We start from the raw sequence: 12,439 nt of genomic DNA, 5'->3' as shown, positions 1-12,439 counted from the left end.
TGAGATAGATAACTTTAAAAGTAATTTTTTCATTAATTATAATAAAACTGGAATAGTTGGTCCTGACAGATTAGCTTTTGAAGTATTAAAGAAAAACTATAATTTAATACAATTGCCAATAGATGATAAGTATTGGGGTGGAGCCATATTTATTAGAGGTAATCTAAAGATACCAGTTATTAATTCTGAACAGCCTAGAGTTTATCAATTCTTTGTTGCATGGCATGAGTTATTTCATTTACTTTATGATACTTCGATAGTTAAAGGACAGCATAATATACAAGCTGAAGAAATGGAGTTAAATGAAAGAAAAGCAGATTATTTCGCTGCAAAGATGCTGTTAGGGGATGTTTATAGATATTATTATTCATTAGATGAGGATGAATTTGTAAATAAAATTGCTAGATGTATGGATGTATTTAAAGCACCTTATAAGGCTATATTAATTCAATTATATGATGATGCTGTAGAGGTATTTAATGATATGGGCTTAAAAAAGCTAGTGATAGAAAACTTTGATAAAAAGCCTAAGGATTTAATCACGCTATTTGAAAAATTGGAATTAGATACTGATTTAGTTAAACCTTCTAATATAATAAGCTTTGGGGGTTAGATAAAAAGATAAAATTATTATCAGAGAAGGAGTTAGATGTTAACTACCATAAGGATAATTTACATTTTTTAAATAAACTGAAGGATCTAATGAAAGGGGAAATAAGCAATGGAAGCGATTCAAGCAGCAAAGTTGATTGAAATCCTAAATTCCAGCACTCCTAAAAAAATTGGAATCCTTGATAACAACACAATTAGTTTTTTTACAAAGATAATAAGTACACATATTTGGATAACATATTAATGAATTATGATTTACTATTAATACCTAATTGGGTTTATGAAGAGGTAAAAGATTCAGAGGAAAGAGTAAATTATATAGAAAGCATTTTTAATAAAACTATACAAATTTATGCAATAGATGAAATTGACTATGAGGAGTTAGCAGAATATAAGTCAGGATGGCTTTATAAGTTTTTCTTGTATTCCTCTTTTATGATTGGAGAATTAAAAAGTTTTATAAAAAAGGAATATTGAAAAAAATCAGCCATTAGAGGAATTGGACAACTATGAAAATTGGTTAAAGTTGTTATATGATGATGGTTTTTAAGGGCAAAGTACTTAAAAATGAAAGAATGAAAAAGAAGAACGCTGGAGAGATTTCAATAAGTGTTTTAGCTCTGATTATGTCGTATATATATTCTGAAAAGAACCACACTATAACAGTGCTTTCTAATGATAGAGGTACATATGATTTTATTAAGCAAGCAAAGCTGAAATTGGTGCAGGATAAGATGTTTGAAAGGCTAGAAAGCAGCATAATAACATTTAAGTCTAATGACTTTATAATTAAGGAGATTTATATGAATGATTTGATACTTGAAGGACAGGATATTTACTCTATTATAGAGTTTAGAGATGAGAAGAGAGTTAAATTTACAAAAAATGCATTGGATAGCTCTATAGAAGAACATGATGAGATTCTAAATAATGAAGCTTTTATAAAAAATTTAAAGGATGAAACTTTTAATATTATATTTTAGTATAGAAAAAGTCTAAGGTAATATATACGTTAGATTTTTTTATATAAAGTTTTATTTTAGATTATGGAATTTCGGAAGAAAGTATAAATTTCAATGTGCTGTTAGTTACTGGTTAGTAAAAAGAAAAGTAGCGATAAGTAGCGATAAAGTAGCGATAAGTAGCGATAAAAAAGCAGATATTATATTTTAAATGAAAATAAGCAATAAATTTAGATTTAGATATCCTATATTTTCCTGTTGTAAATTATTCTTCTTAGCATTTATAGTTTGATAAATAAAAGGAAGGCTGAAATATCAGCTCTTCCTTCGTCTTATTCATCACTAAACTTAAATCGAGACTTTCCGCTCCTTATCCACTTGGTCATCTCACACTTAGGTACTCTTATACTTTTAGCTGATATTCTAAGCACTGGAAAATGCTTTTTATAAATAATCTGATAAGCAGCCCCTATCCTATATTAAAAACAGCGCCATTTCCTTTACTGTTAATAGTGCTGGTAATCCATTCAACATTTTTTCAGTTATCATAATATTTCTCCCAACCTTTACTTAAAAAATCCATAAAAAATAATTCCTCTATACTTGTTTTAAAAAATTTAGACAATTTTACCGCTTCATCAATAGTAAAGCTTCTTTGTCCATTTTCTTTGCGACTATATGCTGGCACTGTCAAATTCAAGAACTTGGCCATAGTCTTTTGAGTTAAGTTGTTTTTAATTCTTAATTCCTTTATCCTATTATTTACCCATACTTTTATCTCCTAGTAATTCCTTTATAAATCTATCAGTCTTTTCTTTTCCCTGAATTTTTCTTATATCCTTTCCTGTGTTTTGTATAAAGCTGCACATGCTAGTTAAGCGACTGTAGGTTCTATCATCATATCTTTCCTTTAATTCAGAAATGGTTATGTTAGTTGTTATAATAACAGGAAGATTCATAGTATTTCTTTTATCTATGATTTGATATATCATAGATCTTGTCCATTTGTTATCCACCTCTGCTCCTAGTCATCTATAATCAGTAGATCCGCATTTTCCAAAGCATTAAGTACTGTGAAGATGCCTTCATCACCCCATGTTCTTTTACTCTGACCTATTCTTTCAGTAAGGGCTATAGCTCCAACGCATATGACAGGCACCAGCCTATCCAGTAAAGCATTTGCTATGCAAGCCGAAAAATAGGTTTTACCATTGCCAGGATTACCATATAAAAGAATTCCCTTATTCTCTGATTTCATCTTGGCAAACTTTAATATATACTGTTTTGCAATACTATATAAATTTTCATTTCCAAACTTATGATTCCAGTTTTCTAAAGTGCATTTTCTAAAGCTTGAATTCATCATACTGTTGGAAATTACCTGTTTAAGCCTAATTTGTTTTTGTCTATTTATATCCTCATTCTGTTGCTTTTCATAGTTTTCTCTTCTACATCTGCAGGCTCTAGGATATACTCTAGTTCCAAAAGACATTTTTACAGCTATACCAACAGCTTCACCACAGGTTTCACATTTTGGTATGTTATAAACATCTTTACACAGTGAAGCCGAGTCCGTCTGATTGAAGTTCTCTAGTGCCATCTTCAACAGCTCCATCTTTTACATCCCCTCTATTTTTTTGATTTAAATACCCCTCGAACTTAGGTCCAAATAAAGTTTCAGGCCTTAGATATTTTTCCATAGTTGTATTCATCCACTCAGAAACTTTATTATCTATTACTTTATAAAAATCCTCTACAGAAAATCCATCCTCTATTCTGACTTTGATGAGCTTCTTAGTCTTATTGGTTGTTGCTTTGTACTTTGTATCCGCTGCTTTATTGAGATAGTCTATAACTTGACTATATATATTATTATCTTTAATAGATTTATCTTTTAATAGATTAATCTTTTGTTGCGGATTTAAATCCGTAGGGGTACGGATTCTAATCCGTAAGGGTACGGATTTAAATCCGAGGGCTTCGGATTAGAATCCGATAGCAATTTTATGTAATTACTGCCGATATTGTAGTAGGAGTATGTTCCTTTATTTATTACTGTTCTGTGGTTTAGAACGTTATTTTTTGACATATTCTTTAATCTTCTATAGACACTGTCTTTTTTTAAAGCAAGTATGGGAAGTTCCTTTAATATTCCTCATAATGAAGCCAGTAATACAGTTCTCCTTCAATTGTTTCCTTTACCATAGTACCGCTGTCTTTAAAATCTACAAAATACCTAAGTAAAGCCGCATCTATTACATCTAATCCTAGTTCCACCAATTTAGCTTGATTATATCCTAATATAGTAAACTTCATGGAATCACTCCCTCTAAGTGTTACTAAATAGATGGGTCATTTTGAAATGTCAGTTCCTTTATGTTTCCAAGATCTGACAAATCCTTTCCGTTATATTCATTTAAAAAACTTAGTAATGTTGACTTTGTTACTTTAAGCCTTCCAAGCTTAAGTGCTGTTAAAAAGCCCTTTCTAATTAAATCGTACACTGCATTCTTATTAACCTTTAAAATTGCAGCTACTTCCTCAACAGTATATAAGTACACTTCCATAAATTTTCCCCCAGTCCTATATATTAAACAGGAAATATATCTGAAACGTTTACATTAAAAGCATCAGCTATTAATACCTGACTTCTTTTTCTAGGATAATTTTTTCCATTCTCCCAGCTCCAGTACATCTTTTGATTAGTACTGCATTTTTGAGCTGCTTGACCCTGAGTCCAATTGTTAACTATTCTTAGTACCTCCATTTTCTTATTCCAAGTTAAATTACTTAATAATTTACCCCTAATCATATTTAACCTCCCTTACTGTTTGAAACGCTATTTACGTTAGCATTACTATAACATCGTTAAACATAATTTTACAAATATGGAATTGTAGCAAAAAGGTAAAAAATATTGAATTTTCACGCATTTTCTCTAATAATCTCTATTTTACGTCTATTTACGTTTAAGTGTTGACGTCATAACGTCAAATACGTTATAATGTATAACAATATACTTCAATTTATTAGGAGGTGATATATTTTGATTTTAAGTAAAAAAGAATTGGGAGAATTAGTGAAAGGTGCTAGGAAGATAAAGTCTGAAAAGATAGGTAAACTATATACTCAGAAAATGTTAGCAAGTGACTTAAATAAATCACAAAGCTATATTGGGGATATAGAGTCCGGCAGAACATATCCTAGTTTTGTACTTTTAACTCAAATTGCTGATGCATGTGGAGTTTCAATAAGTTTCTTCCAAGATGAAAATTTAAATATAAATATAGAAAAATTTATTAAATCCAGATTGAATAAGGAAAAGGATGAAGATGTATCCCATATAGTGGACCACATGAAAAGTGATCCTGAGTTAGATATGGATTATATTCATGATTACTTAAAAAATAATTCAGAGGGTAGGAGTAATTTTCAAGGTAATTTATTTAAGACTCCAGAAGAAGCTGTAAAGTTTCTTTTGAATCAACCTGTAATAGCAAGCTTTTTAGGAGTGAATATAACTAAACTTAGTGATAAGGATATGTCTGAGTTTATAGATGATTGTCTAAAACAAATAAAGCTTATTAGCTACAAATATAGAAAATAGTAGTTTTTCTAAAGTTAAAAATCAGTTAATTATAACTGTTTTTATAAAATCATAAAGGAGAGGTTTCTCATGACAGGAGGAGTAAGAAAAAGGGGCAGTGTCTGGTATTATTATTTTGAAGTTGGAGCAATTGGCGGTAAGAGAAAGAGAATAGAAAGGAGGGGAGGAAAAACAAAAAAGGAAGCACAAACAGCTCTAGCAGAAGCTATTGTTAAATTCAATACGGGGTATGTAGAACCTAAGAAAGAAACCGTAGGGATTACTTAAATAATTGGCTAGAAAATCATATCAAGGAGAATAGAAAAATAAGTACCTACCACCGTTATCGTGAATTTATAAGAAATAATATCAATCCTAATATCGGAAACATAATGTTAAAAGATATAAAGCCTATTCATATTGAAAATATGATTTTAACTGCAAAAAGAAAAAAACTCAGCGGTACTACATTACAGTCCTTATACGGAGTAATTAATTCTGCTTTTAATAAAGCGGTAAAACTGCAGGTAATTAATAATAACCCTTGTAAATACATAGATAGACCTAAAAGAGATAAGTTTGTTGCAAGTGTTTTAACTGTTGAGGAATTTAACACTATAATAGACTCCTTAGACGAAACTATTTACTATGACTATGCATTTAAATTAGGTCTAAATATTGTAATAGAACTTGGCTTAAGACGTGGAGAACTTGGAGGTCTAGAGTGGGAGAACGTAGATTTTAACAATCACTGCATTAACATAAAGAATAATTTAACTTATTCTAATGGAAGAGTAATGATAGGAACCACTAAAACAGATGAAAGTGAAAGAACCTTATATATTTCGGATAATCTAATTAGGATATTAAAAGAACATAAAAAGATTCAAAACAAAAACAAGGTCAAATATGGACCAGACTATATTGATAATGTGTTTAACGGTAAAAAGTTTGATTTTATCATGACATGGGAAAATGGTCACTATGTTCATCCAAATTATTATACTTCAAAATTTAGAAAGATACTAAATAGTATGGAATTTGAAAAGAGTATAAGATTTCATGACTTGAGGCACACAAATGCAAGTCTTTTATTAGAACAGGGAGTAGATTTTAAAGTTATTCAGACACGATTAGGACACTCTGATATAAACACAACTCTTAACATTTACTCCCACATAAATTTAAAAATGCAGCAGAATGCTACTGAGAAATTAGCTGCTGTTTTGAGCGGTGGCAAACCGGTGGCAAAAAATAAAAATAGCCACTGAAAAGTCAGTGGATATCTCATGCGACTAAGTCTATAAGCCGAGTTTTGTATTTGACAATCATCTATCTAGGCCTACTGTTACCAGTAGGCTCAAGCGACACTAACGGGAAGTGGAACGGGCCGCCCCTTGATACTTCCCAATCTTGCTCCAGGTGGGGTTTACATAGCCGCAAAGTCGCCAATGCGCTGGTGAGCTCTTACCTCGCCTTTCCACCCTTACCGAAACTAGCCGGCGGTATATCTCTGTTGCACTTTCCTTCAGGTTACCCTGACTGGGTATTACCCAGCACCCTGCCCTATGGAGCTCGGACTTTCCTCTCCTGTGTTTCCACAGCAGCGATTGTCTGGCTTACTCGCGAATATTATAATACCACGTCTTATATCGAATTACAAACAGTATTTAATTCTAGGCATACATGATTATGGTATTATTTCTATTTCACATTTATCCGATGACTACCCGCTCTAGTACTCCCATCTTCTTCAAAGTGTACGTTGCGAGCGGCTACATCCCTGGATTCGTTCAACTAAGAATCAGGTGGAGTTGGAACTCCATCTGATTCAAGTTTCACTTCATAAAAAGTAATAGGAGGCTGGGTTCTGTGGAGAAAGATTGGTATGGTATTAATAGTAGAGAAACATTATGATATGCTAATATACAAGGAAGGTTAGAGATTTTTGCAATTGACCTATGTGGAGGTTGTAAGACATTTTTTATTAAAATATTAATTATTATTAAATTAAGAAGGTGGATTTTTATGTTATTGATCGATGGAATTACCGGGTTTTCAAATGATAAAGTGATATCTACAGCAGTAAATAAATATGAATTTAAAAAAATTTGCTTTCAAATCAGCAATATTCTAAAGTTTAAGATCGAAGATTTTGACTTTAAACTAGATGGAAAGAGTTTTTATTTTGCTAAAATTAAATTCAGTAGTGATACTATATTTATTTTGATTAATGCCTACTATCCTATTATTGCTTTTGCTTCACAAATTAATCTATTTAATAACTGGGATTAATTAAAGGCTTTAGGGGTAGTGATTACTACTGAGCCAATGAAAACTAAGTCAGGTGTACCACTATATGAATTATTGAGTATGTAGAAGAATAACAGAGCATTAATAGTATATTCTATTATAAAGAGTGATACTATTAGTTTATCATATACACACACATGATAAGATACTACTTGTCGCTTTGAGAGGCGGTAAAGACGAACAGAGATAGCTGTTCAGTCAGTTGCACTCAGCGATTAAGTACGTTAGTTAAGTTGGTAACAAATTACTGATTGACGAATTGATACAAGAATGATAAGATGTAAATCCGGCCGCAATTACCGATTAGGTACATCAGTTAACTGGTAACAAATTACTAGTTGACGGGCTGAGGTAAGCGTGGTAAGATATAAATCCATCGCAAATCAGCGATAACTTAGTGAGAATAAACTGGTAGTAAATTACTAGTTGACAAACTAATATGAAGATGATAGGATATAAATCCAGTCGTAAATAAGCGACATGATCCTTGAAAATTAAACAGAGGTTAAAAGTCAAAATGACTTTTATTAAATAAACTAAACCAGCAATTCTTTAACTACTATAATATAGTAGTGAGTAAAAACAGTAATGAGCATTCAAACTTTTAAATTGAGAGTTTGATCCTGGCTCAGGACGAACGCTGGCGGCGTGCCTAACACATGCAAGTTGAGCGATGAAGCCCTTCGGGGTGGATTAGCGGCGGACGGGTGAGTAACACGTGGGTAACCTGCCTCAAAGAGGGGATAGCCTCCCGAAAGGGAGATTAATACCGCATAACATTAGTTTTTCGCATGAAGAACTAATTAAAGGAGTAATCCGCTTTGAGATGGACCCGCGGCGCATTAGCTAGTTGGTGAGGTAAAGGCTCACCAAGGCGACGATGCGTAGCCGACCTGAGAGGGTGATCGGCCACATTGGAACTGAGACACGGTCCAGACTCCTACGGGAGGCAGCAGTGGGGAATATTGCACAATGGGCGAAAGCCTGATGCAGCAACGCCGCGTGAGTGATGAAGGCCTTCGGGTTGTAAAGCTCTGTCTTTTGGGACGATAATGACGGTACCAAAGGAGGAAGCCACGGCTAACTACGTGCCAGCAGCCGCGGTAATACGTAGGTGGCGAGCGTTGTCCGGATTTACTGGGCGTAAAGGATGCGTAGGCGGATATTTAAGTGAGATGTGAAATACCCGAGCTTAACTTGGGTGCTGCATTTCAAACTGGATATCTAGAGTGCGGGAGAGGAGAATGGAATTCCTAGTGTAGCGGTGAAATGCGTAGAGATTAGGAAGAACACCAGTGGCGAAGGCGATTCTCTGGACCGTAACTGACGCTGAGGCATGAAAGCGTGGGTAGCAAACAGGATTAGATACCCTGGTAGTCCACGCCGTAAACGATGAGTACTAGGTGTAGGAGGGTCCAACCTTCTGTGCCGCAGTTAACACAATAAGTACTCCGCCTGGGAAGTACGATCGCAAGATTAAAACTCAAAGGAATTGACGGGGCCCGCACAAGCAGCGGAGCATGTGGTTTAATTCGAAGCAACGCGAAGAACCTTACCTGGACTTGACATCCCCTGAATAGTGCAGAGATGCATGAAGCCCTTCGGGGCAGGGAGACAGGTGGTGCATGGTTGTCGTCAGCTCGTGTCGTGAGATGTTAGGTTAAGTCCTGCAACGAGCGCAACCCCTATCATTAGTTGCTACCATTAAGTTGAGCACTCTAGTGAGACTGCCCGGGTTAACCGGGAGGAAGGTGGGGATGACGTCAAATCATCATGCCCCTTATGTCCAGGGCTACACACGTGCTACAATGGTAGGTACAGAGAGATGCAAGACCGCGAGGTGGAGCAAAACTCAAAAACCTATCCCAGTTCGGATTGTAGGCTGCAACTCGCCTACATGAAGCCGGAGTTGCTAGTAATCGCGAATCAGAATGTCGCGGTGAATACGTTCCCGGGCCTTGTACACACCGCCCGTCACACCATGAGAGCTGGCAACACCCGAAGTCCGTGAGGTAACCTGTAAAGGGGCCAGCGGCCGAAGGTGGGGTTAGTGATTGGGGTGAAGTCGTAACAAGGTAGCCGTAGGAGAACCTGCGGCTGGATCACCTCCTTTCTAAGGATAATACAGACAGGTAATGCTGTCTGAAAGACTGGTTTAGCCTCTGTTTAATCTTGAGGGATTATTTACTAGTTGATTTTAACTAATCAATGTAGTATGATGTATCTCCAATTGTTCTTTGAAAATTGCACAGTGAAGAAACGTTAAACAACGCAATTGTTTAACAAAATAAAAGTAAAGCTAAAGGTAAATTACTTATACGAAAGTATATTTAACACCTTTGTAGATTTTATTGAACTAAAACCAGAAAATTGATAGAAGCGAGCAGTTCAAGGAAGGACACGAGTGAAGAGCGGAGTTTACTTATGGTAAATGAGTATCTGAACGAGAGGCCTGACGCAGAAATGTGTTGTAAATATTGATTTTAAGGTGAAAGTAGAAAATTGATAGTAACGAGCAATTCGAGGAGAGGCTTGAATGAGGAGCAGAGTTTACTGACTGGTAAATGAGCACCGCAATGAAAGACTTGACGAAGAAGTGCGAAGTTAATAGCAATTTTCGGTATAGGTCAAGCTACAAAGGGCGCATGGTGAATGCCTTGGCACCAGAAGCCGAAGAAGGACGCGATAAGCTGCGATAAGCTTTGGGTAGGCGCAAATAGCCAGTGATCCAGAGATTTCCGAATGGGGCAACCCACATTACTAACGTAATGTACTATAAACTGAATTCATAGGTTTATAGAGGTATACCCGGGGAACTGAAACATCTAAGTACCCGGAGGAAGAGAAAGAAAAATCGATTTTCTAAGTAGCGGCGAGCGAAAGGGAAAGAGCCCAAACCAGGAACTTGTTCCTGGGGTTGCGGATAGACCATAAATACTGCGATTTTTTAACTGAAGAGAGCTGGAAGGCTCCGCCGTAGAAGGTAAAAGCCCTGTAAGTGAAAAGGAAGAGCAGTCAGGTCTAATCCAGAGTACCACGAGACACGTGAAACCTTGTGGGAAGCAGGGAGGACCACCTCCCAAGGCTAAATACTAACTGGTGACCGATAGTGAAGCAGTACCGTGAGGGAAAGGTGAAAAGAACCCCGGAAGGGGAGTGAAATAGAACCTGAAACCGTGTGTCCACAATCAGTCGAAGCACTTTTATGTGCGACGGCGTGCTTTTTGTAGAACGAGCCAGCGAGTTACGATGTGTAGCAAGGTTAAATACTTAAGGTATGGAGCCGAAGGGAAACCGAGTCTGAATAGGGCGAAAAGTTGCATGTCGTAGACCCGAAACCGGGTGACCTATCCATGGACAGGTTGAAGCGGAAGTAAAATTCCGTGGAGGACCGAACCACGTTGGTGTTGAAAAACCATGGGATGAGCTGTGGATAGCGGAGAAATTCCAATCGAACTCGGAGATAGCTGGTTCTCCTCGAAATAGCTTTAGGGCTAGCGTTTGAATGAGTAATGGAGGTAGAGCACTGAATGGGCTAGGGCTGACAACAGTTACTGAACCCTATCAAACTCCGAATGCCATATACTTGAATCAAAGCAGTCAGACTACGAATGATAAGATCCGTGGTCAAAAGGGAAACAGCCCAGACCATCAGCTAAGGTCCCAAAGTGTAAGTTAAGTGGAAAAGGATGTGGGATTTCTAAGACAACTAGGATGTTGGCTTAGAAGCAGCCACTCATTTAAAGAGTGCGTAATAGCTCACTAGTCGAGAGATCCTGCGCCGAAGATGTTCGGGGCTAAAACTTACCACCGAAGCTATGGATTGATACGTAAGTATCAGTGGTAGAGGAGCTTCCTGTATGGATTGAAGTCGTACCGAAAGGAGCGGTGGACTGTACAGGAGTGAGTATGCTGGCATAAGTAGCGAGAAATAAGTGAGAATCTTATTGGTCGAAAACCTAAGGTTTCCTGAGGAAGGCTCGTCCGCTCAGGGTTAGTCGGGGCCTAAGCCGAGGCCGAAAGGCGTAGGTGATGGACAATCGGTTGATATTCCGATACCGCCAACTGACGTTATTACAAATGGGATGACGCAGGAGGATAAGATGTGCGCACTATTGGATGTGCGTCTAAGCATCTAGACAGACTAGACAGGCAAATCCGTTAGTCAATGTTGAGGTGTGATGGGGAGCCCTTATGGGCGAAGTATCTGATTCCACGCTGCCAAGAAAAGTCTCTATGGAGGATGTTGGCGCCCGTACCGCAAACCGACACAGGTAGGTGAGGAGAGAATCCTAAGACCAGCGGAAGAATTGTTGTCAAGGAACTCGGCAAATTGACCCCGTAACTTCGGGAGAAGGGGTGCCTACGCAAGTAGGTCGCAGAGAATAGGCCCAAGCAACTGTTTAGCAAAAACACAGGTCTCTGCTAAAGCGAAAGCTGAAGTATAGGGCTGACGCCTGCCCGGTGCTGGAAGGTTAAGGGGAATACTTAGCGCAAGCGAAGGTATGAACTTAAGCCCCAGTAAACGGCGGCCGTAACTATAACGGTCCTAAGGTAGCGAAATTCCTTGTCGGGTAAGTTCCGACCCGCACGAATGGCGTAATGATTTGGCACTGTCTCGACAACAAATCCGGCGAAATTGTATTGCGAGTGAAGATGCTCGCTACCCGCGATTGGACGGAAAGACCCCGTAGAGCTTTACTGTAGCTTAGCATTGAATTTCGGTATTGTCTGTACAGGATAGGTGGGAGACTGAGAAACAAGGGCGTCAGCCTTTGTGGAGTCAACCTTGGGATACCACCCTGACAGTACTGGATTCTAACCGGCGGCCATGAAACTGGTCACGGGACACAGCTCGGTGGGCAGTTTGACTGGGGCGGTCGCCTCCAAAAAAGTAACGGAGGCGCCCAAAGGTTCCCTCAGAACGGTTGGAAATCGTTCGAAGAGTGCAAAGGCAGAAGGGAGC

Annotated in this window: 14 protein-coding genes, 2 rRNA genes, 1 other RNA gene and 1 pseudogene; 10 read left to right on the top strand and 8 right to left on the bottom strand. The window is 37.4% G+C overall.

Annotation, left to right across the window (positions count from 1 at the left end; all coding sequences use genetic code 11):
• The 3 genes from CLMAG_RS30290 to CLMAG_RS31395 all read left to right on the top strand — a co-directional run.
• On the top strand, positions 1–613 hold a 613-nt coding region (locus CLMAG_RS30290; protein WP_066631252.1), incomplete at its 5' end, for an ImmA/IrrE family metallo-endopeptidase.
• 242 nt (positions 614–855) lie between these two features.
• On the top strand, positions 856–1,089 hold the full coding sequence (locus tag CLMAG_RS31400; protein WP_082832161.1) for a hypothetical protein: 234 nt from the start codon (positions 856–858) through the stop codon (positions 1,087–1,089).
• A 56-nt stretch (positions 1,090–1,145) separates the two neighbouring features.
• Positions 1,146–1,595, top strand: a complete 450-nt coding sequence (locus tag CLMAG_RS31395) for a hypothetical protein (protein WP_153041020.1) — start codon at positions 1,146–1,148, stop codon at positions 1,593–1,595.
• A 517-nt stretch (positions 1,596–2,112) separates the two neighbouring features.
• Here the strand turns inward: CLMAG_RS31395 and CLMAG_RS31390 are convergent.
• The 7 genes from CLMAG_RS31390 to CLMAG_RS30270 form a co-directional block, all read right to left on the bottom strand.
• Complete coding sequence (locus CLMAG_RS31390; protein WP_153041019.1) at positions 2,113–2,328, bottom strand: helix-turn-helix transcriptional regulator; 216 nt, start codon at positions 2,326–2,328, stop codon at positions 2,113–2,115.
• A gap of 4 nt (positions 2,329–2,332) precedes the next feature.
• Complete coding sequence (locus tag CLMAG_RS34110; protein WP_242873194.1) at positions 2,333–2,590, bottom strand: P-loop NTPase family protein; 258 nt, start codon at positions 2,588–2,590, stop codon at positions 2,333–2,335.
• 8 nt (positions 2,591–2,598) lie between these two features.
• Positions 2,599–3,189: a P-loop NTPase family protein gene (locus CLMAG_RS30280; protein WP_242873193.1), complete on the bottom strand. Its 591-nt coding sequence runs from the start codon at positions 3,187–3,189 to the stop codon at positions 2,599–2,601.
• A complete protein-coding gene (locus CLMAG_RS31385) occupies positions 3,128–3,427 on the bottom strand; it encodes a conserved phage C-terminal domain-containing protein (protein ID WP_242873196.1) in 300 nt (99 codons plus the stop codon). The genes CLMAG_RS30280 and CLMAG_RS31385 overlap by 62 nt, the downstream gene beginning before the upstream one ends.
• A gap of 292 nt (positions 3,428–3,719) precedes the next feature.
• Complete coding sequence (locus CLMAG_RS32865) at positions 3,720–3,890, bottom strand: hypothetical protein (protein ID WP_161487070.1); 171 nt, start codon at positions 3,888–3,890, stop codon at positions 3,720–3,722.
• A gap of 23 nt (positions 3,891–3,913) precedes the next feature.
• A complete protein-coding gene (locus CLMAG_RS30275; protein ID WP_066629534.1) occupies positions 3,914–4,141 on the bottom strand; it encodes a helix-turn-helix domain-containing protein in 228 nt (75 codons plus the stop codon).
• Between the two features lie 23 nt (positions 4,142–4,164).
• A complete protein-coding gene (locus tag CLMAG_RS30270) occupies positions 4,165–4,386 on the bottom strand; it encodes a helix-turn-helix transcriptional regulator (protein ID WP_066629530.1) in 222 nt (73 codons plus the stop codon).
• 234 nt (positions 4,387–4,620) lie between these two features.
• On the opposite strand from CLMAG_RS30270, the gene CLMAG_RS30265 reads away from it, so the two are divergent.
• The 4 genes and pseudogenes from CLMAG_RS30265 to CLMAG_RS30260 all read left to right on the top strand — a co-directional run bounded on the left by CLMAG_RS30265 (position 4,621) and on the right by CLMAG_RS30260 (position 6,431).
• Positions 4,621–5,181: a helix-turn-helix domain-containing protein gene (locus CLMAG_RS30265; RefSeq protein ID WP_066629528.1), complete on the top strand. Its 561-nt coding sequence runs from the start codon at positions 4,621–4,623 to the stop codon at positions 5,179–5,181.
• 69 nt (positions 5,182–5,250) lie between these two features.
• A complete protein-coding gene (locus tag CLMAG_RS34105) occupies positions 5,251–5,448 on the top strand; it encodes an Arm DNA-binding domain-containing protein (protein WP_242873192.1) in 198 nt (65 codons plus the stop codon).
• Between the two features lie 20 nt (positions 5,449–5,468).
• Positions 5,469–5,534 (top strand): annotated as a pseudogene (locus CLMAG_RS35210) (hypothetical protein); the annotation flags it as partial.
• 18 nt (positions 5,535–5,552) lie between these two features.
• Positions 5,553–6,431, top strand: coding sequence for a tyrosine-type recombinase/integrase (locus CLMAG_RS30260; protein WP_341421303.1), 879 nt, complete (start codon positions 5,553–5,555; stop codon positions 6,429–6,431).
• 17 nt (positions 6,432–6,448) lie between these two features.
• Here the strand turns inward: CLMAG_RS30260 and rnpB are convergent.
• An RNA gene (gene rnpB / locus CLMAG_RS30255) (RNase P RNA component class A) lies at positions 6,449–6,786 on the bottom strand.
• Positions 6,787–7,188: 402 nt separating this feature from the next.
• Between rnpB and CLMAG_RS30250 the strand changes: the two genes are divergently transcribed.
• The 3 genes from CLMAG_RS30250 to CLMAG_RS30240 all read left to right on the top strand — a co-directional run.
• Complete coding sequence (locus CLMAG_RS30250; protein ID WP_066631249.1) at positions 7,189–7,455, top strand: hypothetical protein; 267 nt, start codon at positions 7,189–7,191, stop codon at positions 7,453–7,455.
• 623 nt (positions 7,456–8,078) lie between these two features.
• A 16S ribosomal RNA gene (locus CLMAG_RS30245) occupies positions 8,079–9,586 on the top strand.
• Positions 9,587–10,098: 512 nt separating this feature from the next.
• Positions 10,099–12,439, top strand: a 23S ribosomal RNA gene (locus tag CLMAG_RS30240); the annotation flags it as partial.

It is taken from the genome of Clostridium magnum DSM 2767 (assembly GCF_001623875.1).
GTDB lineage: Bacteria > Bacillota > Clostridia > Clostridiales > Clostridiaceae > Clostridium_AM > Clostridium_AM magnum.
Note: the sequence above shows the minus strand (reverse complement) of the source record. Positions and strands in the feature narration are given on the sequence as shown.